The sequence below is a fragment of the Pseudomonas sp. B7(2017) genome, from assembly GCF_002112745.1.
Classification (GTDB): Bacteria; Pseudomonadota; Gammaproteobacteria; order Pseudomonadales; family Pseudomonadaceae; genus Aquipseudomonas; species Aquipseudomonas ekonensis.
Map to the genome: position 1 here is coordinate 119,792 of NZ_NEIP01000015.1, position 24,088 is coordinate 143,879.

The window sequence follows — 24,088 nt, forward strand, 5'->3', positions numbered from 1 at the left end:
CCCGCAACAGTGCATGTCCGGAATCGGTATTTTTCCCACAGGCCCGTGCGCTTATTCTGAACGGGCTTTCAAGGCGAACAGCCTTGAAGCCAGAAGTCCGTAGCCTGAGGGCCATCGGCAACCGTTTTCAGACGGTGCGCAACGCTTGCGCTCCCTCGACCCGCTGTTCACTGACGTTGATTTGTAGCTCCTTGATCCAACGTCTTACCTTGGCCGCTGCTGATGCAGCGGCCTTTTTTTTGTCTGCGGATCAGTCCTCCTGCCACACCGGACACGTTCGGTCTCAGCACCCGTGAGCAGGAATCGGTGTTGTGTTCAGGGAGGGGCTCCGCCGTGGCGTCGCCGGACAGAATGTCCGGACGCCAACGGCACGAGGTCAATGCAAGCGGTGAACGGCTGAAAACCTACGCGACGCCTTTTGAGAAGGGTGCACAGGTCAGCGGGAGGGGCAGAACCGGACAACGCCAACATTCATGTTGAACGACCGGTACGCGCAACAGCAAACGGCCACCAGGGATCACCCCGGTGGCCGGCTTGGATCACAACGAATACTTCTGCAGATTCCCCATCATTTCCTTCAGCGCCTCGATGTTGTCCTTCGGGTGCGCCGCCCCTTCGAAGTCGCAGATCTGTTGCCAGTGCGCCGCGACATCCTCGGGCGAGAAGCCCGCGTTCGGATCGAACCCGGCGCCCAGGCTGCGCTCCCAGCGCACCTTGCCCATCCAGCCGCCGCCGACCTCGAACAGGCCTGCGGTCTCCTGGCAGTTCTCGCTGGCCAGGTACACCACCAGCGGGCTGACCAGTTCGGGCTTGAGCTGGTCGAACACCTGCGGCGGGATCAGGCCCTCGGTCATGCGGGTGCCGCCGGTGGGGGCGATGGCGTTGACCAGGATGTTGTTCTTGCGGCCCTCGATGGCCAGGGTGCGGGTCAGGCCGTACAGGCCGAGCTTGGCCATGCCGTAGTTGGACTGGCCGAAGTTGCCGTAGATGCCGGAGGTGGACGCGGTGAAGATCACCCGTCCGTAATTCTGCTCGCGCAGGTGCGGCCAGGCAGCGCGGGTGACTTTGTAGGCGCCTTCGACATGGACGCGGTAGACCAGGTCCCAATCGGCGTCCTCCATCTTGTGGAAGGACTTGTCGCGCAGGATCCCGGCGTTGTTGACCACCACATCGACGCGGCCGAACGCATCCAGCGCGTTCTGCACGAGCTTGTCGCCGTCGGTGACCGAATCGTGGTTGGCCTCGGCGATGCCGCCGGCCGCGCGGATCTCCGCAACCACGCGGTCGGCCGCCGACGCGTTGGCGCCCTCGCCCTGGGTCGAGCCGCCGAGGTCGTTGACCAGCACCTTGGCGCCCTGCTTGGCGAACAGCAACGCGTGGGCCCGCCCCAGGCCGCCGCCGGCTCCGGTGACGATCACGACTTTGTCTTCGAAACGCACAGCTTCATTCATGGCAGGGACTCCAGCAGGCCTGAGGGACAGAGAGCCCGAGTGTCAGGCACAGGCGCTGCGGTCACAACGAACACGGCTGGCGCTGAATGGCGGCCGATAAGGCGCAAGGATGATCAGACGGGAGCGTTTGCGTTGCGGCGCAGCGAGCGGCAGCACGCGCGCCGCTGCGCGGCGTTCAGGAGCACGCGGCCTTGAGGGGCGGCAGCGCGAGGTGGTCGCGAAACGCCAGGTAGTGCTTGAGCACCAGCGCCGGCGCTTCGGTCTGGGGGTAATGGCCGATGCCCGGCAACAGCACCGCGTCCGCGTCCGGAATCAGCTGGCGGTAGCGCTCGACCATGTGCCCGCCGGAGATCGGATCGGTTTCGCCGTCGATCACTCGCAACGGGATGTCGCCGCGCTGCATGGCCGCGACCCAACGGTCGCGCTGCAGCCGTCGCTCGGGGATGTAGCCGATCAGCTTGTGCATGATCCGCCGCCCGCGGTTGCTCTCGATCAGGCTCCAGAAGTCATCCAGCTCGCTTTCGCTGGGACGGCTCTGCGGCCCGAAGATCTGCCGGAAGCTTTTCGCCAGGCCTTCGCGGCTGAACGCACGGCCGATCATCCAGCCCAACGGGCTGAGCAGCAGCTTTTGCATCAGCACCGGCCGGTGGGTCTCCGGGAACAGGCCGCCGTTGAGGAACACGCAACTGGCCACCTCGATCAGGCCGTCGCCGTGCCGGGCGAGCAATTCCTGGGCGACGCTGTCGCCGTAGTCGTGGGCCAGCACGTGGATCGGCTGTTCGACCTTCAGGTGCGCGAGCAGCGCCTGTTGCAGGTCGGCCTGCTCCAGCAGGCTGTAGGTGTGGTTCAGGGGTTTGGCCGAATCGCCGAAACCGAGCATGTCGCAGGCGATCACCCGGTAGCGCTGGGCCAGCGGCTGCCAGAGGTAATGCCAGTCCCAGCTGGCGGTCGGAAAGCCATGGATCAGCAGCAGCGGCTCGCCCTGCCCGCACGTCCAGTAACGGATCGGCTGGCCACGGAAGACAAACGTGCGGCTGCGCTTGCGCCAGACGCTCAGCGGAATCTCGGTCAGAGGCATCAGAGTCGGTATCCCGCGTCGTGTTGATCGAGTTTGCGCAGCAGCGCCGGCCAGGCCAGCGCGCCGCCCATGCCCTGGGCGCTCTTGGTGACGCCGGCGATCATCGCCCGGGCACCGGCCAGGATCTGCGGTTCGATGGGAATCAGCTCGGCGCCGCCGGCCTGGGCCATCACCTGGATGTCGCAGGCGCGCTGGAAGGTGAACATCATCAGGAAGGTATCGGCGATGGTGCCGCCGCAGGTCAGCAGGCCGTGGTTGTGCAGCATCAGGAAACTGCTGTCCCCCAGGTCGGCCTGCAGCCGGGCCTTTTCCTCGTGGTTCAGCGCCACGCCCTCGTAGGCGTGATAGCCCAGGCTGGACAGCACGAACAGCGACTGCTGGCTGATCGGCAGCACCCCCTGCCGCTGCGCCGACACCGCCACGCCGGACGCGGTGTGGGTGTGCAGCACGCAGGCCACGTCGTGCCGCACTTCGTGCACGGCGCTGTGGATGGTGTAGCCGGCGGGATTGATCTCGTAGGGGCTGTCCATGAGTTTGCGGCCGGCCAGGTCGACCTTCACCAGGCTCGACGCCGTGATCTCATGGAACATCAGGCCGAAGGGGTTGATCAGGAAATCTTCGGTGCCGGGCACCTTGGCGGAGATGTGGGTGAAGATCAGGTCATCCCAGCCATGCAGGGCGACCAAACGGTAACAGGCGGCAAGATCGACCCGGGTCTGCCACTCCGCGGCACTGACCTGGTCTTTGACATTCTGGGACGACGGGACGGGGGCTACGCTCACTGTATGCACCTCTGCGTTCTTATTGTTCTGCACGTGACAGCAGTCTAGTCAGCCGCCGAAGATCGTGTAGTTGCATTGGTAGCCAGCTTGATGACTGAGCGGGTCAGAAAGGCCAGGGCCTTGGATCCATGTCAAAGCACCGACGCCAGCAAAGGGGCGGCGAACAGATTGAGCAGCCCGGTCAGCACCATCACCAGCCCGGCCACGGAGCCCTCTTCACCCCCCACTTCCCGGGCCCGGCTGACGCCTGCGCCATGGGCGCCGACCCCGAACAGCGCACCGCGCGCCAGGGCGCTGCGCAGCGGCAGCCACTTGAGCAGCACGCCACCCAGCATGGCCCCGAACACCCCGGTGAACATCACGAACACCGCCGTCAGCTCCGGCACGCCGCCCAGATCCTGCGCCAACGGCATGGCGAACGGCGTGGTGATCGAGCGCGGCACCAGCGACAGCGTCACCGAGCTGTCCAGCGCCAGCGCCCGGGCCAGCCCGAACGACGTCGCGACCGACGCCGCGCTGCCGGCCAGCATGCCCAGCAACAGGGCCGGCCAATGCCGCACCAACAGGCGCCGCTGCTGCCAGATCGGCACCGCGAACGCGACGGTGACCGGCCCCAGCACCTGCATCAGCCAGCGGGTGTCGCGGGAGTACTCGGCATAGGCGGTGTGCAGCGGCACCGCGAGGGCCAGCAGCAGCGCCGGCACCAGGATCAGCGGCGACAGCACGTAGCGCCCGGTGCGCCGGTACAGCCAACGGCTGAACAGGTACGCGAGCAGCGTGAAGGCCAGCCAGAACATCGGCATCGGTTCATACGTCATGGGAAGGCCTCAGGCGCACGGCCAGCTCCACGGTGAACGCCGTCACCAGCATCACCATCAACGTGCTGGCGCCGATCACCAGCGCGATCCGCCAGCCGTCGTCGCGCAGCAAGGCGCCGTGATCCAGCAGGCTCATCAGCGCGGGAATGAAGAACAGCAGCATCTCGGCCATCAGCAGCCCGGCGCCCAGCTGCAACGCCGCCGGCTTGACCCGGCCGGACGCGAACGCCAGCAGCAACAGCGCCATGCCGATCACCCCGCCGGGAATCGGCCAAGCCAGCCACGCGGCCAGCCGGCAGCCGAGCAGATACAGGCCCAGCAGCACGGCCAGTTCGGCCAATAGACGGGAAAGACGCTTGATCATGGTTTCGCTCCTCGCAGGCGCCCATTTTACGAAGCGGCCTGCCATCTCCGAAGCGAATTGTTAGACTCACAGCCATTCCAATTCGGAATCAGGCCATGGAATTCAAACAGCTGCGCAGTTTCGTCGAAGTGATGCATCAGGGCGGGTTCACCCAGGCCGCCAAGACCTTGCACATCAGCCAGTCCGCGGTGAGCAAGCAAGTCGCCCAGCTGGAGCAGAGCCTGGGCACGGCGCTGCTGGAACGGCTCGGATCGCAGTTGCGCCTGACCGCCGCCGGCAGCGTGGTGCTGCAACGGGCCGAAGGCATGCTGCGCCTGCGCAACGAGTTGCTCAGCGAACTGGACGACCTCAGCCAACTGGCCCGCGGCGAGCTGCGCCTGGGTCTGCCCCTGCTGGGCAGCGACGCGTTGTTCGCCGGGCTGTTCGCCGAGTACCGGCGGCGCTATCCGAACATCGCCATTCACTTGCTGGAGGGCGGCAGCCGCCATGTCGAGCAGGCGGTGCTCAGCGGCGAACTGGAGCTGGGGGGCAGCCTGCTGCCGAAAGATCCGCAGTTCGACTTCCAGCCGTTCTGCGACGAACCGCTGGATGCCTTGCTGCCGGTGGACCATCCGTTGGCCGGCAAGGGAGACATCGGCCTGGAGGAACTGGCGGACACGCCGTTCCTGTTGTATCAGCGCAGCTTCGTGCTCAACGACCGCCTGCTTCAGGCCTGCCAGCAACTGGGCTTCACCCCGAAGGAAGGCGGACGCAGCGGCCAGGCGGATTTTCTCGCCGCACTGGTCGCCGCCGGCCAAGGCGTGGTGCTGCTGCCAAGCGTAGTGGCCCGCGCCCTGGAGCGCCCGGGCGTGGTGCGCCTGACCTTGCGGGCGCCGGACACCCTGCGCTGGGACATCGCGTTCATCTGGCGCAGCGGCGCCTACCTGTCGAAAGCGGCGCAGGCCTGGCTGGCGCTGCTGCGCGAGCGGGCGGTCAGCCCTTGAGTGCGGCGATCAGCCCTTCAAGCCACGGCTCGGCGTCGGTTTCCGGGGTGACGCTTTCGCTGGCGTCCAGACGCAGCATGTCCTGCACTTCCCGCAGGCCCAGCTCGGCGAACAGTTCGCGCATCTGCTCGCCGCCGCCGCAGAAAGTCTCGCCGTAGCTGGCGTCGCCCAGGGCGATCACCGCGCCGGGCAGACCGCGCCAGGCCGCCGGCAATTGATCGCGCAGCGCCGAATGCAAGGGTTGCAGGTTGTCCGGCAGCTCGCCCATGCCGGTGGTCGAGGTCACCGCCAGGAGCGCTTCAGGGCCGAACGCCTGGAGGTCGGCCAGGTTCGCGCGCGGGTTGTAGAAGGTTTCAAGCCCTGCCGCCTTCATGAGGCTCTGGGCGTGGCGGGCGACTTCTTCGGCGGTGCCGTAGACCGAACCGGAGAGAATGGCGACTTTCATCAATCTGATCCCGAAACTGAAAAATGAGCGGCGATAGTAACAGCCGGACGCACAACGCTGCGATTGGTTCTCAACAAGCGCTGATGGCCAGTAGACAGCGCCCGGCGATCTTCTAGAATGCGAGCGGTCGACAACCCTGAAAGGATTCAACCATGATCAATGCCAACCTGCTGCAAATGGTGATCAACGCGTCGAACGACGGCATCGTGGTGGCCGAACGCGAAGGTGAACAGGACAACATCCTGATCTACGTGAACCCGGCCTTCGAACGCCTGACCGGTTACACCAGCGAAGAGATCCTCTACCAGGACTGCCGCTTCCTGCAGTCCGGCGACCGTGACCAGGACAACCTGACGCTGATCCGCAACGCGCTCAGGGACGGCGGCTCGTGCCGCGAGATCCTGCGCAATTACCGCAAGGACGGCACGCCGTTCTACAACGAGCTGTCCCTGTCGACCGTCAAGGGCGCCGAAGACGGGCAGACGTATTTCGTCGGCGTGCAGAAGGACGTGACCGTTCAGGTCAAGGCGCAGCAGCGGGTGATCCAGCTGGAGGCCCAGGTGGCCGCGCTGGAGGCCGAGCTCGCCGCCCTGAAAGCGACGAACGGTTCAAACAAAGCGGCGAACTAATGGTCATTAACTACAATCACCAATGACTTTGTAATTATTTATTTCGAGTTAGCCATGCAACGCGACGCCCTCCTGACCCAGGATGAGCTGGATTTCATCCAGACCATGCAACACAACCCGCAATTGAACGTGCGGGATGCGACGTCGAGTCTCATGGTCAACGGCGGTTCGCAGATCCGCGACCTGCTCACGCGCCTGGCGGCCCATGAGCAGGTGACCATCCAGGCCAACTTCGAAAACCAGCAGATGACCTTCCCTTTGCATCTGGTCGAGGATGAGTTCCACGCCCTGCACCTTCGCCTGGGCGTGCCGAGCATCTACGAGGACGGCCCCATGGTGCGTCCGTGGCGCCTGGCCCTCGAAGAGCCGGTGGCGCTGGAGAACGCCAAGGGGCAGCCGGGCATGCTCTGGGTGCACGAGGTTTCGCACAAGGGCGTCCTGCTCGAAGTGCGCAACAAGACCAAGCCGCCGAAGCACTTCGCTCTGTGGTTCAGCCCGTCGGGTTATGAGCGGATCTCGCTGCGCGGCACCTTCGAGCGGGAAACCGAGCAAGGCTTCTACGCCTACGCGCTGAATCAGAGCGACGCCGACGAGACCGAGCGCCTGCGCCAGTTCATCCTGCAGCAGCATCGTCTGTCGCACCCCGCCCTGCACACCTGAGGTTCAGGTATCCAGGTTCCCCGCCAGGAACTGCACCATCCGCTGACGCATGGTCGCGCCCTCGTTGCCCAGGCAACCGATGGACGACCCTGCCAGGCTGTCCTGCGCCAGGTCCGCGGCGTCACCGGCCAGCATCAATTGGCAATCCAGGCTCAAGGCCAGGCGGTTCAGGCGCCGCGGCAGCTCCGGCGACGGCGCGTGGTTGGAGAACAGCACCAGCGCCTGAGGCTTGATCTTTTCGCAGACCAGGGTGAGTTCGTCGAACGGCTGCCCCGTGGTCAGCACCCGCACCCCCGCATCGCTGTCGCTGAGGAACAGCGCCGCCACCAGCAGTTCGAGTTCGCGGCACTGCCCGGCCAGGGCGCTGACGATCACCTTGCGCGGCTGCGAGCCACGCAGCATGACGACACGCTGCAGCACCCGGGCGCGCAGGAAGCCATCGAGGAACAGCCATTCGCTGGTCTGCCCGAACGCGTCCTGACGCTGCAGCATCTGCAGCCACAGCGGCATCAGGATGTCCTGGAACACCACGGGCAACGCATAGGAAGAGAAGATCTGGCCGTAGACACGGTCCAGCTCCTGATCGTCGAACGAGCTGACCGCCCGGCGCACCTGTTCTTGCCACTGAAGGTAATCGGTCTGCACCAGTTCGTCGGGAATGATGTGCGCCAACGCCTTTCTCGGCTCGGTCCTGGCCAGGATCTTGCCGACCTTGCTCACCGACACGCCGCGGTCGATCCAATCGACGATGCTGCGCACGCGCTCGATATCGGTCACGGAGTACAGGCGGTGCCCGCTTTCGGTGCGTGTCGGCTGGATCAGGCCGTAGCGTCGCTCCCACGCACGCAACGTGACCGGGTTGACGCCGGTCAGCCGAGCCACTTCGCGTATGGGGAACAGCTCTTCGCGCTCGAGCGCGGCAGAGGCCTGCGAGGCAAGGCGAAGCTCGTTGATGACAGGCATTGGCGGGCGCACGTCCTTGTTGGCGTTGGCTGCAAAGTTGGATCCCATTCTACCCCCGATGCCCGGTGCCGGTTCAAGCCGTGAACGGCGACGAATGTGGCTGGTTTTATCGGGGAAATCCGGAATAATCCTTGCTTGTCGAAAAACGCGGCCCACCACCCCGGCGCCGCGTTCAGGCGTTGCCCCTATCCGGAGCGACGCATCTGTAATACGGAGATACAAAATGTCTGCTTCACCCGTCACGCTGATGGTCGCCCGCCGCGTCGCCGAAGGCCGTTATCAGGAGTTGATCGCCTGGCTGCGCGAAGGCGAACAACTGGCCACCGACTTTCCTGGCTACCTGGGTTCCGGCGTGCTCGCCCCGCCGCCCGACGACAACGAATTCCAGATCATCTTCCGCTTCGCCGACGAACAGACGCTGCACGCCTGGGAGCACTCCGCGTCGCGCACCGCCTGGCTTGCCCGCGGCAGCGATCTGTTCGCCCATCCGAAGGAGCACCGGGTCAGCGGCATCGAAGGCTGGTTCGGCGCCGCCGGACAACGGCCGCCACGCTGGAAGCAAGCGGTGGCGATCTGGCTGGCGTTCTTTCCGGTGTCGCTGCTGTTCAATTTCGTGCTGGGCCCGTTGCTCGCCGACATGAGCCTGCTGCCGCGGGTGTTCGTCAGCACGCTGTGCCTGACGCCATTGATGGTCTATTTCTTCATTCCGCTGTCGACGAGGCTGCTGGCCAACTGGCTGAGCGGCACGCCGGCGCGCCGTGCCCCCGCCGCCCCCTCCACCCAGAACCCGTAACCCCCGGCGTAGGGGCGGGCCGGCCCGCTCCTGCCGATCCATGCGTAGGTCTGGGCCCGCGCCGCTGTTATAGTTTTTGCTCTCCCCCCGACGCGAGCCGTTCATGACCTCCACCTCCGCCCCGATCCTCATCACCGGCGCCGGCCAGCGTGTCGGGCTGCATTGCGCGCAGCGCCTGCTCGAAGACGGCCACCGCGTCCTGTTCACCTACCGCACCGAACGCCCCGGCGTGCAGGCGCTGCGCGACCTGGGCGCCATCGGCCTGCAGGCGGACTTCTGCGACGAAGCCTCCATTCTGAGCTTCATCGCTGACCTGAAGACCCGCACCGACAGCCTGCGGGGCATCGTGCACAACGCCTCCGAATGGCTGGAGGAAAGCGACGCCCGCCAGGGCCAGGACTTCACGCGGATGTTCGGCGTGCACATGCTCGCGCCGTACCTGATCAACCTGCACTGCGAGGAACTGCTGCGCAGGTCCGGCCCGGCCGACATCGTCCATATCAGCGACGACGTGACCCGCCGAGGCAGCAGCAAGCACATCGGCTACTGCGCCACCAAGGCCGGCCTCGACAGCCTGACCCTGTCCTTCGCCGCACGCTACGCGCCGGCCATCAAGGTCAACGGCATCGCGCCGGCCCTGCTATTGTTCAACCCGGACGACGACGCGGCGTACCGCGCCAAGGCACTGGCCAAATCCGCGCTGGGCATCGAGCCCGGCAGCGAGGTGGTCTACCAGAGCCTGCGCTACCTGCTCGACAACCCGTACGTCACCGGCACCACCCTGACCGTCAACGGCGGGCGGCACGTCAAATAAGCGCCCGCGAGGATCACCATGACGCCTTCCCTGTCCGGCCATTACCGCGAAATCCTCGTCGGCCTCGGCGAAGACCCCGACCGCGAGGGCCTGCTCGACACGCCCGAGCGCGCGGCCAAGGCCATGCGCTACCTGTGCGACGGCTACGGGCAAAGCGTCGAGGCCATCGTCAACGGTGCGCTGGTCGCCTCCGACACCGACGAGATGGTCATCGTGCCCGGCATCGAGCTGTACTCGCTGTGCGAACATCACCTGCTGCCCTTCATCGGCAAGGCCCATGTGGCTTATATTCCGACAGGCAGGGTGCTGGAGCCGTCGAAGGTCGCACGGCTGGTGGACATGTTCGCCCGCCGCCTGCAGATCCAGGAGAACCTCACCCGGCAGATCGCCGAGGCCATCGAACAGGTCACCGCTGCCGCAGGGGTCGCGGTGGTCATCGAGGCCCGACACATGTGCATGATGATGCGCGGTGTCGAAAAACAGAATTCGACCATGAACACCTCGGTCATGCTCGGCGCCTTCCGCGAGTCGAGCAACACCCGCCAGGAGTTCCTGCAATTGATTGGACGGAGCACGTAAATGCCACAACTTCAGCCGGGAACGGCGCGCATCCGGGTCAAGGATCTGCGCCTGCGCACTTTCATCGGGATCAACGAGGACGAGATCCTCAACAAGCAGGACGTGCTGATCAACCTGACCATCCTGTACGCCGCCCAGGAAGCGGTGCGCGACAACGACATCGACCATGCGCTCAACTACCGCACCATCACCAAGGCCATCATCGCCCACGTGGAAGGCAACCGCTTCGCCCTGCTCGAACGCCTGACCCAGGAGCTGCTCGATCTGGTGATGGCCAACACGGCGGTGCAGTACGCCGAGGTCGAGGTCGACAAGCCCCATGCGCTGCGGTTCGCCGAATCGGTGTCGATCACCCTGGCGGCCAGCCGCTGAGCGTAACTGGCGCATCGGGCGCCAGGCTTTTATCATCCGCGCCACGATTTGACTGCACAGAGCCCATCATGACCGAGCAACAACGCCTCGAACTCGAAGCCGCCGCCTTCCGCCGGCTGGTCGCCCACCTGGACAGCCGCAAGGACGTGCAGAACATCGACCTGATGAACCTCGCCGGGTTCTGCCGCAACTGCCTGTCCAAGTGGTACAAGGCCGCCGCCGACGAGCGCCAGATCGAGGTGAGCCTCGATGACGCCCGCGAAGTGGTTTACGGCATGCCGTACGCCGACTGGAAAGCCCACTATCAGCAAGAAGCCAGCGCCGAACAACAGGCGGCGTTCGCCAAAGGAAAACCCAATGAGTGACCTGAACACCCTGCGCGCCAGCTTCAAGAGCGGCGAACACGCCTTCGCCGACACCCTGGCGTTCATCGACGCCGGCTACGACTATCGCCAGCAGGCCTTCAACAACGGCGGCGTGGAAAACGCAGCCGGGCAGAACGAAGGTTCCTGCAAGACCCTCGGCCTGGCGCTGCTGGAAGGCTTGAGCGACGAAGAGGCGCTGCTGGCGTTCGGCGAGCACTACCGTTCGGTGGTCGCGACTCCGGAAGGCAGCGACCACGGCAACATCCGCGCGCTGATCAAGCACGGCCTGGCCGGCGTGAGGTTCGAAGCCCAGCCCCTGACCCGCCGCTGAGTCCCGAAAGACACTATCCCTGTGGAAGCCAGCCTGCTGGCGATGGCGTCAGTCAAGCCACCGCAGAGCAACATCCGCCACATCGGGATTGCATCGCCCAAGCAATCGCGGGCACAAAAAAACCGGCCAAGGCCGGTTTTTTCGTTTCTGCGGTGTTAGTGCGCAGCGTTCTGCAGACCGTCCAGGTAGCGCTCGGTGTCCAGGGCCGCCATGCAGCCGGCGCCGGCCGAGGTGATGGCCTGGCGGTACACGTGGTCGGCCACGTCGCCGGCGGCGAAGACGCCTTCGACGCTGGTCGCGGTGGCGTTGCCGTCACGGCCGCCCTGCACCACCAGGTAACCGTCCTTGAGCTCCAACTGGCCTTCGAACAGCGAGGTGTTCGGGGTGTGGCCGATGGCGATGAACACGCCGTCGACCTTCACTTCGTCGAAGCTGCCGTCGTTGTTCTTCAGGCGGGCGCCGGTCACGCCCATGTTGTCGCCCAGCACTTCGTCCAGGGTCGCGTTCAGTTTCAGCTCGATCTTGCCTTCAGCGACACGGGCGTGCAGCTTGTCGATCAGGATCTTCTCGGCGCGGAAGGTGTCGCGGCGGTGGATCAGGGTGACCTTGCTGGCGATGTTGGCCAGGTACAGCGCCTCTTCGACAGCGGTGTTGCCGCCGCCGACCACGGCCACCGGCTTGTTGCGGTAGAAGAAACCGTCGCAGGTCGCGCAGGCGGAAACGCCTTTGCCCATGAAGGTCTCTTCCGACGGCAGGCCCAGGTAGCGGGCGCTGGCGCCGGTGGCGATGATCAGGGCGTCGCAGGTGTAGGTGCCGCTGTCACCGGTCAGGCTGTAAGGCTTGGAGGCGAAGTCCACGGCGTTGATGTGGTCGAACACGATCTCGGTCTCGAAGCGTTCGGCGTGCTCGCGCATGCGCTCCATCAGCACGGGACCGGTCAGGCCGTGGACGTCGCCCGGCCAGTTGTCCACCTCGGTGGTGGTGGTCAGCTGACCGCCGGCCTGCATGCCGGTGATCAGCAGCGGCTTGAGGTTGGCACGGGCCGCGTACACCGCAGCGCTGTAACCGGCAGGGCCGGAACCGAGGATGATCACTCGCGAATGACGGACTTCAGACATGGACCTGCTCCTGTTGACCGGCCAGAACCACTGGCGCGGACGCCGGACTGCCGGCGGGAATAAAAAAGGACTGTGGATAACCTTGGGGAAGGCATGGGCTCGACAGTCCTGCAAAAAGTTGGGTGCAGCGTATCGAGGGGGGCAAGATTAAGGAAATACGGTTTAACAATCCAGCTCATAGGTGGTCTCTATGCGGACACGCTGACGAGCCGGCCGTCTTTGTTACAGTGAATGTCGATCCCACCGCCGCGCTTTCGCCTGCCGGGCAAAGCCGGTAAGGTCGGCGCGTTTTCCCTTGCTCGGAGCCCGATATGCCCGCCCCTGTCCTGTCCGGACCGCAATACCTGCGCAAAGGCCTGAAGCTGGTTCTCAGCCCCGGCCTGCGCCTGTTCGTGCTGCTGCCGCTGGCGATCAACCTGGTGCTGTTCGTCGGATTGATCTACCTGGCCGGCCATCAGTTCAGCCTGTGGGTCGACGCCCTGATGCCATCGCTGCCCGACTGGCTGGGCTTTCTCAGCTATATCCTGTGGCCCCTGTTCGTGGTGCTGGTGGCCTTGATGGTGTTCTTCACCTTCACGATGCTGGCCAACGTCATCGCGGCGCCGTTCAACGGCTTCCTGGCGGAGAAGGTCGAAGTGGTGGTGCGCGGCACCGACGACTTCCCGGCCTTCAGCTGGGGCGAACTGATCGCCATGGTGCCGCGCACCCTGGCCCGGGAGATGCGCAAGCTCGGCTACTTCCTGCCCCGGGCGGTGGGGCTGTTCATCCTTTCGTTCATTCCGGTGGTGAACATCGTCGCAGCGCCCCTGTGGCTGCTGTTCGGGGTGTGGATGATGGCGATCCAGTACATCGACTACCCGGCGGACAACCACAAGCTGGGCTGGAACGAAATGCTCGCCTGGCTGCGGCACAAGCGCTGGCAGAGCATGAGCTTCGGCGGGGTCGTCTACCTGGCGCTGATGATCCCGCTGGTGAACATCCTGATGATGCCGGCGGCCGTGGCCGGCGCGACGCTGTTCTGGGTGCGCGAGCGCGGCGCCGAGCGTCTGGCCACCCCTGCCTGACCCGGGCTGCGGTCGGTCACAAATCCATCATCCGGATGTCACAACCGCGACATGGCCCCAGCCGACACTGGGGCCATGACGACAGCTCTGCACATCACCCTGATCAGCGAAACCTACCCTCCCGAAATCAACGGGGTGGCCAATACCCTGGGTCGCCTGTGCGAAGGCCTGCGCGCGCGCGGGCACCGGGTGGAACTGGTGCGCCCGCGCCAGGGCGACGATCCCCAGCGCAGCGCAGACGACGGGGTGCTGCTGTGCCGGGGCTGGCCGTTGCCGGGTTATCCCGGGCTGCAATGGGGACAATCGTCGATGCACAAGCTGCTGCGCCGCTGGAAACGCCAGCGCCCGGACGTGCTGTACATCGCCACCGAAGGCCCGCTCGGGCTGTCGGCGCTGCGAGCGGCACGGCGCCTGGGGATCGCGGTGGTGAGCGGCTTCCACACCAATTTCCAGCAGTACACCCACCAGTACGGGTTCAGCGTGCTGACGCGGTTGCTGACCCATTACCTGCGCTGGTTCCACAACCGCTCGGCGCTGACGCTGGTGCCCAGCGTCAGCCAACGCCTGGAACTGGAGCGCCGGCACTTCGACCGGCTGGCGCTGCTGTCGCGGGGGGTGGACAGCCAGTTGTTCCACCCGGCCAAACGCCTGGACGCCTTGCGTGCGCAGTGGGGTCTGAGCGAGCAGGACATCGCGGTGATTTACGTCGGAAGACTGGCCGCCGAGAAAAACCTCGGCTTGCTGGGACGCAGCTTCGAACGGCTGCGCAGCACTTATCCACAACGCCGCGCGAAGCTGATCGTGGTCGGCGACGGTCCGCTGCGCACCGCCCTGGAAAAGCAGCTGCCCGAGGCGATCTTCTGCGGCTCGCAACGCGGCGAAGCGTTGGCGGCGCACTATGCGTCGGGGGACATCTTTCTGTTCCCCAGCCTCACCGAAACCTTCGGCAACGTGGTGCTCGAAGCCTTGGCCTCAGGTCTGGGCGTGGTGGCCTACGACCAGGCTGCGGCGGCGCAGCACATCCGCCATGGCTACAACGGCGTGCTGGCGATGCCGGGCGACGAGGAAGCGTTCTGCGAGGCGGCGGCATGGTTGCTGGAAGAGCGGGAAACCCTGCGCTCCGTGCGCCTGAATGCGCGCCAGCATGCCAGCCGTCAGGGCTGGGCGACGATCGTCGAGCAGTTCGAAGGGCATCTGCGCGGGGCGTGCTCAGGGGAGCAGGCGATGCCGAACGCGCAGACATTGCCCTGATCCGGGCAGCCCTATTCGTCGGATCGCCGCCCGAAGCCAGGTCGCTCCCACAGGCTTCTCGGGTGCCCGGTGGCCACCGAGCCCTTCGTGGGAGCCAGCCTGCTGGCGATGGCGCCAGTGAAGGCGCCGCCTACACCAGCGTCATCAACGCCTCGCGGCTGAACGGCAGAATCTCCTGCTCGCGGCCTTCGCGGACTTTCTGCGCCCAGTCCGGATCCACCAGCAACGCACGCCCCACCGCCACCAGATCGAACTCGTCGTTGTTCAGGCGCTCCAGCAGTTTCTCCAGGCTGGCGGGCTGCGCGACCTTGTCGGTGTTGACCATGAACTGCAGGAACTCGCCGTCCAGGCCGACGCTGCCGACGGTGATGGTCGGCTTGCCGGTCAGCTGGCGGGTCCAGCCGGCCAGGTTCAGCTCGGAGCCTTCGAACTCCGGTTCCCAGAAACGGCGGGTCGAGCAGTGGAAGATGTCCACGCCGGCGTCGGCCAGCGGCTTGAGGAATTCGCCCAGCGCCTCGGGGGTCTGCACCAGGCGCGCGGTGTAGTCCTGCTGCTTCCACTGGGAGAAACGGAAGATGATCGGGAAACCTTCGCCGACCGCCGCACGCACGGCGCGGATCAGTTCGATGGCGAACCGCGAACGGTTGGCCAGGTCGCCGCCGTACTCATCGGTGCGCTGGTTGCTGCCTTCCCAGAAGAACTGGTCGATCAGGTAGCCGTGGGCGCCGTGGATCTCCACGCCATCCATGCCGATGCTTTGCGCATCCTTGGCGGCCTGGGCGAAGGCGCCGATCACGTCCTGGATGTCCTGCTTGCTCATGCCGTGCACCACGACCTGGCCGTCCTTGAGCTTTTCCGACGGGCCATAGCCCGGCACGCTGGCGTCCGGCTCGGTGCCCAGGCGCCGCACATTGCCCACGTGCCACAGCTGCGGAACGATCTTGCCGCCTTCGGCGTGCACCGCGTCCACGACCTTTTTCCAGCCGGCCAACGCCGCCTCGCCATAGAAGTGCGGCACGTTCGGATAGCCGTTGGAGGCCTGGTGGCCCACGGTGGTGCCTTCGGTGATGATCAGGCCGACCCCGGCCGCCGCACGGCGACGGTAGTACTCGATGACCTTGCTGTTCGGCACGCCGCCCGGCGAGAACGAGCGGGTCATGGGGGCCATGACCACGCGGGTCGGCAGTTCGAGGGCACCTAACTGGAACGGTTTGAACAGGGCTTGGACGGGCATCGGGAAGCTCCACGAAAACGTTGTCGACAGGCACGAGGCCATATGACGGCGATAATATGCGTGACGCCACCCACATGAAAGCATTATTGATCTGAATGATTTAGGGTCAAAAGGCAGGCAAAAAAAATCGCAGTCCGATGGCTGCGATTTTCGTGTTTCAGCTCAATGCCTTTTCGATCGCGGTGATCACGGCCGGATCGTCCGGCGCCGTGCGCGGCGAGAACCTGGCCAGTACGCGGCCGTCCTTGCCCAGCAGGAACTTCTCGAAGTTCCAGGTAATGTCGCCGGGGAACTCGGCCCCCTCGCCCGCCAGCAAGCGGTAGAGCTGATGCCGTTCGTGGCCGTTGACCTCAAGCTTGCTCGACAACGGGAAACTGACCCCGTAGTTCAGGCTGCAGAACTCCTGGATCTCCTGTTCGGAGCCAGGCTCCTGGCCGGCGAACTGGTTGCACGGCAGGCCCAACACGCTGAAGCCCTTGCCTTTGTACTGCTGATGAAGGTTTTCCAATGCCGCGTACTGTGGCGTCAACCCGCATTTGGAGGCGACGTTGACCACCAGCACGACTTGGCCCTTGAAGGGCGCCAGCGGTAGCTCCTGGCCATCCAGGGCTGTCAACTTAAGGTCGTGAAAAGCACTCATGACGGACTCCAGATTCCCGTGTTCCCCTTGAAACAGCCGCTTGGCAGCGCGCCAAGGACAGCCGCAGACTAAAAAGGCGCCCTCAGGGCGCCTCTCCAGTACTCGAAAGCTTAGCGCAGAAAATCAGTGGTGATGGCCACCTTCGCCATGGACGTGGCCATGAGCGACCTCTTCCTGGCTGGCGTCACGGATGGCGACGACCTTGACCTTGAAGTTCAGGCGCTGACCGGCCAGCGGGTGGTTGCCGTCGACGGTGACGTCATCGCCGTCGATGTCGCGGATGGTGACGATCTGCATCTGCCCGTCCGGCGCCGAAGCGTGGAACTGCATGCCGACTTCCAGCTTGTCGACGCCTTCGAACATGCTGGCGCTCAGGGTGCTGACCAGTTCGGCCGAGTATTCGCCGTAGGCGTCTTCCGGCTCGACGGAAACGCTCAGTTCGTCACCGGCGCCTTTGCCTTCCAGGGCTTTTTCCAGGCCCGGAATGATGTTGCCTGCGCCATGCAGGTAAACCAGCGGTGCGCCGCCGGCGGAGCTGTCGATGACCTCACCAGCGTCGTTGGTCAGGGTATAGTCGATGGAGACAGCCTTGTTGGCGGCGATCAGCATGAGGCGGGACCTTTTGCATAAGAATGAAGAACGGACAAGTCTAAACAAGGATTTGCCCGAAAGCGAACACAACCCGGACAGACGGGAACAAACGCCCCCGGCGACGGTCACCGGCTTCCACCAGGACGAGGACGGCCACTGGGTCGCCGAGCTGTCCTGCGGCCATACCCAGCACCTGCGCCACCAGCCGCCCTGGCAGTCGCGGGCGTGGGTGCTGGATCCGGCGCAACGCCTTGAAAAAATAGGCCGGCCCTTCGCGTGCGGTTGGTGCGCGCAGGGCTCGGTTAGCGATAACCTTGGCGACTGAATTCAGGCAGATCGCCCAAAGCCGCTGATCGCCATTGCCATGCACCCTCAGAGAATCCGCATGCAGACTTTTTTTATCGCGCCCACCGATTTCGGCGTGGGCCTGACCTCCATCAGCCTCGGGCTGGTGCGTACGCTGGAACGGGCCGGCCTGAAGGTCGGCTTCTTCAAACCGATCGCCCAGCCGCACCCCGGCGACACCGGCCCTGAACGCTCCACGGAGCTGGTGGCCCGCACCCACGGCCTGAAACCGCCGCAGCCGCTGGGCCTGGCCCATGTCGAGCGGATGCTCGGCGACGGTCAGCTCGACGAGCTGCTGGAAGAGATCATCACCCTTTATCAGCAGGCCGCCGTCGGCAAGGACGTGCTGGTCGTCGAAGGCATGGTGCCGACCCGCAGCGCCAGCTACGCCGCACGGGTCAACCTGCACCTGGCCAAGAGCCTGGACGCCGAGGTGATCCTGGTCTCGGCGCCGGAAAACGAAGTGCTGACCGAGCTGTCCGGCCGGGTGGAGCTGCAGGCGCAGCTGTTCGGCGGGCCGAAGGATCCGAAGGTCCTCGGCGTCATCCTCAACAAGGTCAAGACCGACGAGAGCATGGACGCCTTCGCCGCGCGCCTGAAGGAACATTCGCCGTTGCTGCGCAGCGGCGATTTCCGCCTGCTGGGCTGCATCCCGTTCCAGCCCGAGCTCAACGCCCCGCGCACCCGCGACGTCGCCGACCTGATGGGCGCCCAGGTGCTCAACGCCGGCGACTACGAAACCCGGCGCATGACCAAGACCATCATCTGCGCGCGCACCATGCGCAACACCGTGGACCTGCTCAAGCCCGGCGTGCTGGTGGTGACCCCCGGCGACCGCGACGACATCATCCTGGCCGTCAGCCTCGCGGCCATCAACGGCGTGCCGCTGGCCGGCCTGCTGCTGACCAGCGACACCCTGCCCGACCCGCGCATCATGGAGCTGTGCCGCGGCGCCTTGCAGGCCGGCCTGCCGGTGCTGTCGGTGAGCACCGGCTCCTACGACACCGCCAACCTGCTCAACGGCCTGAACAAGGAAATCCCCGTCGACGACCGCGAGCGCGCCGAGATCATCACCGACTTCGTCGCCAGCCACCTCGACGCCAACTGGCTGCACCAGCGCTGCGGCACCCCGCGGGAGATGCGCCTGTCGCCGGCGGTGTTCCGCTACCAGCTGATCCAGCGGGCCCAGGTGGCCAACAAGCGCATCGTCCTGCCCGAAGGCAGCGAACCGCTCACCGTGCAGGCCGCCGCTATCTGCCAGGAGCGCGGCATCTCCCGTTGCGTGCTGCTGGCCAAGCCCGCCGACGTCGAGGCCGTGGCCCGCGCCCAAGGCATCGAACTGCCGCCGGGCCTGGAGATCCTTGACCCGGACCTGATCCGCGAACGCTACGTCGAACCGATGGTGGCCCTGCGCAAGAGCAAAAGCCTCAACGCGCCGATGGCCGAGCAGCAGCTGGAAGACACCGTGGTCATCGGCACCATGATGCTGGCGCTGGATGAGGTGGACGGCCTGGTGTCGGGTGTCATCAACACCACCGCCAACACCATCCGCCCGGCCCTGCAACTGATCAAGACCGCGCCGGGCTGCACCCTGGTGTCGTCGGTGTTCTTCATGCTGTTCCCCGAAGAGGTGCTGGTGTACGGCGACTGCGTGATGAACCCGCACCCGAGCGCGGCGGAACTGGCCGAGATCGCCCTGCAGAGCGCCGACTCGGCGGCGGCCTTCGGCATCACGCCGCGGGTGGCGATGATCAGCTACTCCAGCGGCGAATCGGCCAGTGGCGAGGAAGTCGAGAAGGTGCGCGAAGCCACCCTGCTCGCCCACGAGCAGCAACGCGCGCTGCTGATCGACGGCCCGTTGCAGTACGACGCCGCCGCCAACGAGACCGTGGCCCGGCAACTGGCGCCGAACAGCCAGGTGGCCGGCCGCGCCACGGTGTTCGTGTTCCCTGACCTGAACACCGGCAACACCACCCACAAGGCCGTGCAGCGCAGCGCCGACTGCGTCAGCCTCGGCCCGATGCTGCAGGGCCTGCGCAAGCCGGTCAACGACCTGCCGCGCGGCGCCCAGGTCGACGACATCGTCTACACCATTGCCCTGACCGCGATCCAAGCCGCCAACCGAACCCTGGATATCTGACTCGATGCTGGCCTTTCTTCCCGCTCCCTTGCGCGGCGTCATCGCCGCGCTGCTGTTGGCGCTGAACACGATCCTGCTGTGCTCGTTCCTGTTTGTGGTGGCGCTGTTCAAGGTGCTGCCGTTCGCCTTCACCCAACGCCTGACCCGCTGGCTGATGAGCCACACCCATGAAGCCTGGATCAGCCTCAATAAAGGCTGGATGAACCTGGTCTGCCGCACCCGCTGGCACGTCAGCGGCCTGCAGGGCCTGGACTACCGGCACTCGTACCTGATCACCAGCAACCATCAGAGCTGGGTCGACATCCTGGCGCTGCAGTACGTGTTCAACCGGCGCATCCAGCCGCTGAAGTTCTTTCTCAAGCAAGAGCTGATCTGGGTGCCGGTGATCGGACTGGCCTGGTGGACGTTGGGCTTTCCGTTCATGAAGCGCTACTCCAAGGCCTACCTGGAAAAGCATCCGGAAAAGAAAGGCAAGGATCTGGAGACCACCCGCAAGACCTGCGCGAAGTTCCGCGACAACCCGGTGGGCATCTTCAACTTCGTCGAAGGCACGCGCTTCACCGCCGCCAAGCATGCCCAGCAGCAGTCGCCGTTCAGGCACCTGCTCAAGCCCAAGGCCGGCGGCATCGCCTTCGTGCTCGATGCGATGGGGGAACAGCTGGAGTCGATCGTCAACGTGACCCTCCACTACCCGGGCGGGCGCCCCGGCTTCGGCGACCTGCTGTGCGGCCGGGTCAAGGAGGTGGTGGTGCATGTCGAGGAACTGAAGGTGCCGCCGCAGTTCGTCGGCCGCAACTACGACCAGGACGGCGAATACCGCCTGCAGTTCCAGGGCTGGATCAATCAGATGTGGCTGGACAAGGATGCGTTGCTGGAGCAGTTGAACCGCGAGTTTCCTGGGCGCCGCTGACCGTGCGATGCATAGGTTCCGTTCCTGCGGCGCCTTGACCGGCGCCATCGCCAGCAGGCTGGCTCCCACATGGATTGCGTTGGCCGCAGGCTCTGCATTCAGCCGAATCCTCTGTGGGAGCCAGCCTGCTGGCGATGACGTCGGTCCAAGCCCCGCAGAATCAGGAGATCAGGACAGCCCAAACGAAAAGCCCGCCGATGATCGCTCATCGGCGGGCTTTGCGTTTCAGGCCAAGGCTCAGATCGCGCCGCGGCCGCGCAGCAGATCCAGCACGAGCTTGACGCCCTCCTCCAGGGACACGGACTGGGTATCGACCACCAGGTCGGCATCCAGCGGCACGTCATACGGGAAGGACTCGCCCGGAATGTTGTCGCCACCCGCCGCGTACAGGCCCTGCGGATCACGCTCGGCGCAGGCGGTCGGCGATGCCTGGACATAGACCGTCAGCAGACGCTCCTTGCCGATCAGGTCCTTCGCCTGCTCGCGCCCTTCGGCGCTCGGCGCGACGAACGCGGCCAGGGTCAGCAGGCCGGCTTCGTTGAACTGACGCGCCACATGGGCGGCTCGGCGCCAATTCTCGGTGCGGCCGGCACGGTCCTGCGGCAAGCCCTTGTTCAGGTCATGGCGCAGGTTCTGGCCGTCCAGCACGAACACCGCACGGCCCATGTCGAACAGCTTGCGCTCGACCGCATAGGCCAGCGTGCTCTTGCCCGCGCCGGAAAGGCCGCTGAACAGTACGGTGGCCGGCTGCTGGCCGAAGCGCTGGGCGCGCTCCTCGGTCGCTACATGGGCCAACTTGCCGTGCTGCGTGGCGGTGCCGTGGCTCACCGGCTGGGCGACGATCATGCCGGCGCCGACGGTGCCGTTGGTCAAGCGGTCGATGACGATGAACGCGCCGGTGGTGCGGTTGCTGTCGTAGCCGTCCAGGGCGATCGGCGCATCGAGGGCGATCTTCACCTTGCCGATCTCATTGAGCTGCAACGCGCTCGCCGAACCTTCCTCCAGCGTGTTCACGTCCACCTTGTGGACGATGCTGGCGATCGAGCCCGGCACGTAGCTGGTGGCGCGCTTGATGTCGTACTTCTTGCCCGGCAGCATCGGCTCTTCGGCCATCCACACCAGCATCGCCTCGAAGCTGTCGGTGACCGGCGGCACGTTGTCGGCATGCACCAGCAGGTCGCCGCGGGAGATGTCGATCTCGTCTTCCATGGTCAAGGTCACGGCCTGGCCTGGACCTGCGTGCTCCAGCTCGCCCTCGAAGGTGACGATGGATTTGACGCGGCTGCTCTTGCCCGACGGCAGCACCACGACTTCGTCGCCCTTGTGCACGATGCCGCTGGCCAGGGTGCCGGCGAAACCGCGGAAGTTCAGGTTCGGACGGTTGACGTACTGCACCGGGAAACGCAGGTCGGTGAAGTTGCGGTCGCCCGCCACTTCCACGGTCTCGAGGATTTCCATCAGCGACTGGCCGGTGTACCACGGCGAACGCTCGGACTTGTTCACCACGTTGTCGCCCTTGAGCGCGGACATCGGCACGAAGTGCATGCTCGACGGCTTCATCTTCAGGCCTTCGGCGAACTGCAGGTAGTCGGCCTTGATCGACTCGAACACGCCCTGGTCGAAGTCCTTCAGGTCCATCTTGTTGACGGCAACGACGATGTGCTTGATGCCCAACAGGTTCGCGATGAAGCTGTGGCGGCGGGTCTGGGTCTGCACGCCGTAGCGGGCGTCGACCAGGATGATCGCCAGGTCGCAGGTGGACGCGCCGGTGGCCATGTTGCGGGTGTACTGCTCGTGGCCCGGGGTGTCGGCGATGATGAACTTGCGCTTGGCGGTGGAGAAGTAGCGGTAGGCGACATCGATGGTGATGCCCTGCTCGCGCTCGGCCTGCAGGCCGTCGACCAGCAGCGCCAGGTCGATGTCGTCACCGGTGGTGCCGACCTTCTTCGAGTCGCGGGTGATCGCTTCCAGGTGATCTTCGTAGATCATCTTGGAGTCGTGCAGCAGGCGCCCGATCAGGGTGCTCTTGCCGTCATCGACATTGCCGCAGGTCAGAAAGCGCAGCAGCTCTTTGCGTTCGTGCTGGCCCAGGTAGGCGAGGATGTCCTCGCTGATCAAATCGGATTGGTGCGACATGGTTCGACCCTAATTAGAAATAGCCCTGACGTTTCTTGTCTTCCATCGAGCCTGCGCCATCGTGGTCGATGACCCGGCCCTGGCGCTCGGAAGTCCGCGTCAGCAGCATTTCCTGAATGATGTCCGTCAGGCTTTCGGCCTCGGACTCCACCGCGCCCGTCAACGGGTAGCAGCCAAGGGTACGGAAACGCACTTTCTTCTTGACGATGCGTGCCTTCTCCTCGTCGCTCAGGTGTTCGAGGATACGGTCGTCGTCGATCATGATCAGCGTGCCGTTCTTCTCGATCACTTCGCGCTCGGCGGCGAAATACAGCGGCACGATCGGGATGCCTTCGAGGTAGATGTACTGCCAGATGTCCAGCTCGGTCCAGTTCGACAGCGGGAAGACACGGATCGACTCGCCCTTGTTGACCTTGCCGTTGTAGACGTTCCACAGCTCCGGACGCTGGTTCTTCGGATCCCAGCGGTGCTTGCTGTCGCGGAACGAGTACACGCGCTCCTTGGCGCGGGATTTCTCTTCATCGCGGCGGGCGCCGCCGAAGGCCGCGTCGAAGCCGTGCTTGTCCAGCGCCTGCTTGAGGCCCTGAGTCTTCATGATGTCGGTGTGCTTGGCGCTGCCGTGGGTGAACGGGTTGATGCCCTGCGCCACGCCTTCCGGGTTGACGTGGGTGATCAGGTCCAGGCCCATTTCCTCGACCATGCGGTCGCGGAACCTGTACATCTCCTGGAACTTCCATTGGGTGTCGACGTGCATCACCGGAAACGGCAGCTTGCCCGGGAAGAACGCCTTGCGTGCCAGGTGCAGCATCACGGCGGAATCTTTGCCGATGGAGTACAGCATCACCGGATTGTCGAACTCGGCGGCCACCTCGCGGATGATGTGGATGCTTTCCGCCTCCAGCTGTTTCAGATGCGTCAGTTTGTCGACCATGGCTACTCACGAAAGCTTTCTTATGAACGGCCAGCGGGCCGTGTTCGAGGGCCGAATCCTAGCACAGCGCCCTGCTTCTAATCAGGGCGCCAACTAGATCGAAAGGGCATATGAATATGCCCGTCGGTTCGGCCTGAACGACGCCTTCAGCGACGCTGTCGCCAGCAGGCCGGTTCCACATGTTCCGTGCCGTGCATGACATTGTGGGAGATTCTATGGTTGAGGCAAAGCCCTCAGCCTGCTTTCGGTTCATATTCGCTTTGTCCTTTGAGCAGGGCGAATACGATCCGGGCCAGTTTGC

At 65.0% G+C, this 24,088-nt stretch carries 27 protein-coding genes; 14 read left to right on the plus strand and 13 right to left on the minus strand.

Features of this window, described 5'->3' with window-relative positions; genetic code table 11:
* Window positions 1-539: 539 nt before the first annotated feature.
* From CAG29_RS22855 to CAG29_RS22875, 5 genes are all read right to left on the minus strand, one after another.
* Window positions 540-1,451: an SDR family oxidoreductase gene (locus CAG29_RS22855; RefSeq protein ID WP_085578682.1), complete on the minus strand. Its 912-nt coding sequence runs from the start codon at window positions 1,449-1,451 to the stop codon at window positions 540-542.
* Between the two features lie 175 nt (window positions 1,452-1,626).
* Entirely contained in the window at window positions 1,627-2,529 is a 903-nt protein-coding gene (locus tag CAG29_RS22860) for an alpha/beta fold hydrolase (RefSeq protein ID WP_085578680.1), read from the minus strand.
* The gene (locus CAG29_RS22865; protein ID WP_085578678.1) at window positions 2,529-3,311 is read right to left on the minus strand and encodes a class II aldolase/adducin family protein; all 783 of its coding nucleotides are present in this window, start codon (window positions 3,309-3,311) and stop codon (window positions 2,529-2,531) included. The genes CAG29_RS22860 and CAG29_RS22865 overlap by 1 nt, the downstream gene beginning before the upstream one ends.
* A 131-nt stretch (window positions 3,312-3,442) precedes the next feature.
* Complete coding sequence (locus CAG29_RS22870; protein ID WP_085631666.1) at window positions 3,443-4,129, minus strand: LrgB family protein; 687 nt, start codon at window positions 4,127-4,129, stop codon at window positions 3,443-3,445.
* Window positions 4,119-4,493, minus strand: coding sequence for a CidA/LrgA family protein (locus tag CAG29_RS22875; protein ID WP_085631668.1), 375 nt, complete (start codon window positions 4,491-4,493; stop codon window positions 4,119-4,121). Before CAG29_RS22875 ends, CAG29_RS22870 begins: the two co-directional genes overlap by 11 nt.
* 95 nt (window positions 4,494-4,588) lie before the next feature.
* Between CAG29_RS22875 and CAG29_RS22880 the strand changes: the two genes are divergently transcribed.
* Entirely contained in the window at window positions 4,589-5,476 is an 888-nt protein-coding gene (locus tag CAG29_RS22880) for a LysR family transcriptional regulator (RefSeq protein ID WP_085631670.1), read from the plus strand.
* On the opposite strand, the gene CAG29_RS22885 is transcribed toward CAG29_RS22880, so the two are convergent.
* On the minus strand, window positions 5,466-5,921 hold the full coding sequence (locus tag CAG29_RS22885; protein ID WP_085578670.1) for a flavodoxin: 456 nt from the start codon (window positions 5,919-5,921) through the stop codon (window positions 5,466-5,468). The two genes, CAG29_RS22880 and CAG29_RS22885, sit on opposite strands and share 11 nt — an antisense overlap.
* Before the next feature lie 152 nt (window positions 5,922-6,073).
* On the opposite strand from CAG29_RS22885, the gene CAG29_RS22890 reads away from it, so the two are divergent.
* The gene (locus CAG29_RS22890; RefSeq protein WP_085578668.1) at window positions 6,074-6,550 is read left to right on the plus strand and encodes a PAS domain-containing protein; all 477 of its coding nucleotides are present in this window, start codon (window positions 6,074-6,076) and stop codon (window positions 6,548-6,550) included.
* 54 nt (window positions 6,551-6,604) lie between these two features.
* Complete coding sequence (locus CAG29_RS22895) at window positions 6,605-7,210, plus strand: hypothetical protein (RefSeq protein WP_085578666.1); 606 nt, start codon at window positions 6,605-6,607, stop codon at window positions 7,208-7,210.
* A 3-nt stretch (window positions 7,211-7,213) separates the two neighbouring features.
* Here the strand turns inward: CAG29_RS22895 and CAG29_RS22900 are convergent, their stop codons facing one another.
* A complete protein-coding gene (locus CAG29_RS22900; protein ID WP_085578664.1) occupies window positions 7,214-8,173 on the minus strand; it encodes a MerR family transcriptional regulator in 960 nt (319 codons plus the stop codon).
* A 223-nt stretch (window positions 8,174-8,396) separates the two neighbouring features.
* On the opposite strand from CAG29_RS22900, the gene CAG29_RS22905 reads away from it, so the two are divergent.
* The 6 genes from CAG29_RS22905 to CAG29_RS22930 all read left to right on the plus strand — a co-directional run bounded on the left by CAG29_RS22905 (window position 8,397) and on the right by CAG29_RS22930 (window position 11,427).
* Window positions 8,397-8,966 carry an antibiotic biosynthesis monooxygenase gene (locus CAG29_RS22905; protein WP_085578662.1) on the plus strand — a complete coding sequence of 190 codons (570 nt, stop codon included), beginning with the start codon at window positions 8,397-8,399 and terminating at the stop codon, window positions 8,964-8,966.
* 103 nt (window positions 8,967-9,069) lie between these two features.
* Window positions 9,070-9,780 carry a dihydromonapterin reductase gene (gene folM / locus CAG29_RS22910; protein WP_085695181.1) on the plus strand — a complete coding sequence of 237 codons (711 nt, stop codon included), beginning with the start codon at window positions 9,070-9,072 and terminating at the stop codon, window positions 9,778-9,780.
* Between the two features lie 18 nt (window positions 9,781-9,798).
* Complete coding sequence (gene folE, locus CAG29_RS22915; protein ID WP_085578658.1) at window positions 9,799-10,359, plus strand: GTP cyclohydrolase I FolE; 561 nt, start codon at window positions 9,799-9,801, stop codon at window positions 10,357-10,359.
* Window positions 10,360-10,731 (plus strand): dihydroneopterin triphosphate 2'-epimerase, encoded by a 372-nt coding sequence (gene folX, locus CAG29_RS22920; RefSeq protein WP_085578656.1) that lies wholly within the window; start codon window positions 10,360-10,362, stop codon window positions 10,729-10,731.
* Window positions 10,732-10,799: 68 nt separating this feature from the next.
* Window positions 10,800-11,096 (plus strand): DUF1244 domain-containing protein, encoded by a 297-nt coding sequence (locus tag CAG29_RS22925; RefSeq protein WP_085578654.1) that lies wholly within the window; start codon window positions 10,800-10,802, stop codon window positions 11,094-11,096.
* Complete coding sequence (locus CAG29_RS22930) at window positions 11,089-11,427, plus strand: HopJ type III effector protein (RefSeq protein ID WP_085695182.1); 339 nt, start codon at window positions 11,089-11,091, stop codon at window positions 11,425-11,427. Before CAG29_RS22925 ends, CAG29_RS22930 begins: the two co-directional genes overlap by 8 nt.
* A gap of 155 nt (window positions 11,428-11,582) precedes the next feature.
* Here the strand turns inward: CAG29_RS22930 and trxB are convergent, their stop codons facing one another.
* Window positions 11,583-12,545 carry a thioredoxin-disulfide reductase gene (gene trxB, locus CAG29_RS22935; protein WP_085578650.1) on the minus strand — a complete coding sequence of 321 codons (963 nt, stop codon included), beginning with the start codon at window positions 12,543-12,545 and terminating at the stop codon, window positions 11,583-11,585.
* A gap of 311 nt (window positions 12,546-12,856) precedes the next feature.
* Here trxB and cysZ point away from each other — a divergent pair, with 311 nt between their 5' ends.
* A complete protein-coding gene (gene cysZ / locus CAG29_RS22945; protein WP_085695183.1) occupies window positions 12,857-13,609 on the plus strand; it encodes a sulfate transporter CysZ in 753 nt (250 codons plus the stop codon).
* A gap of 51 nt (window positions 13,610-13,660) precedes the next feature.
* Complete coding sequence (locus CAG29_RS22950) at window positions 13,661-14,860, plus strand: glycosyltransferase family 1 protein (RefSeq protein ID WP_085695184.1); 1,200 nt, start codon at window positions 13,661-13,663, stop codon at window positions 14,858-14,860.
* Between the two features lie 130 nt (window positions 14,861-14,990).
* Here the strand turns inward: CAG29_RS22950 and CAG29_RS22955 are convergent, their stop codons facing one another.
* From CAG29_RS22955 to CAG29_RS22965, 3 genes are all read right to left on the minus strand, one after another.
* Entirely contained in the window at window positions 14,991-16,094 is a 1,104-nt protein-coding gene (locus CAG29_RS22955; RefSeq protein WP_085638432.1) for an NADH:flavin oxidoreductase, read from the minus strand.
* Window positions 16,095-16,251: 157 nt separating this feature from the next.
* Complete coding sequence (locus CAG29_RS22960; RefSeq protein WP_085578642.1) at window positions 16,252-16,734, minus strand: glutathione peroxidase; 483 nt, start codon at window positions 16,732-16,734, stop codon at window positions 16,252-16,254.
* Between the two features lie 123 nt (window positions 16,735-16,857).
* Window positions 16,858-17,343 carry a peptidylprolyl isomerase gene (locus CAG29_RS22965; RefSeq protein ID WP_085578640.1) on the minus strand — a complete coding sequence of 162 codons (486 nt, stop codon included), beginning with the start codon at window positions 17,341-17,343 and terminating at the stop codon, window positions 16,858-16,860.
* Between CAG29_RS22965 and CAG29_RS22970 the strand changes: the two genes are divergently transcribed.
* The 3 genes from CAG29_RS22970 to CAG29_RS22980 are packed head-to-tail and all read left to right on the plus strand — an operon-like array spanning window position 17,342 to window position 20,720.
* A complete protein-coding gene (locus tag CAG29_RS22970) occupies window positions 17,342-17,650 on the plus strand; it encodes a DUF3565 domain-containing protein (RefSeq protein WP_085631680.1) in 309 nt (102 codons plus the stop codon). The genes CAG29_RS22965 and CAG29_RS22970 overlap by 2 nt on opposite strands.
* Window positions 17,651-17,710: 60 nt before the next feature.
* Window positions 17,711-19,810, plus strand: a complete 2,100-nt coding sequence (pta, locus tag CAG29_RS22975) for a phosphate acetyltransferase (protein WP_085695185.1) — start codon at window positions 17,711-17,713, stop codon at window positions 19,808-19,810.
* Between the two features lie 4 nt (window positions 19,811-19,814).
* Window positions 19,815-20,720, plus strand: coding sequence for an acyltransferase (locus CAG29_RS22980; RefSeq protein ID WP_085695186.1), 906 nt, complete (start codon window positions 19,815-19,817; stop codon window positions 20,718-20,720).
* Between the two features lie 237 nt (window positions 20,721-20,957).
* On the opposite strand, the gene cysN is transcribed toward CAG29_RS22980, so the two are convergent.
* On the minus strand, window positions 20,958-22,856 hold the full coding sequence (cysN, locus tag CAG29_RS22985; RefSeq protein WP_085695187.1) for a sulfate adenylyltransferase subunit CysN: 1,899 nt from the start codon (window positions 22,854-22,856) through the stop codon (window positions 20,958-20,960).
* Between the two features lie 13 nt (window positions 22,857-22,869).
* Window positions 22,870-23,787: a sulfate adenylyltransferase subunit CysD gene (gene cysD / locus CAG29_RS22990; protein ID WP_085578633.1), complete on the minus strand. Its 918-nt coding sequence runs from the start codon at window positions 23,785-23,787 to the stop codon at window positions 22,870-22,872.
* Window positions 23,788-24,088: the final 301 nt, after the last annotated feature.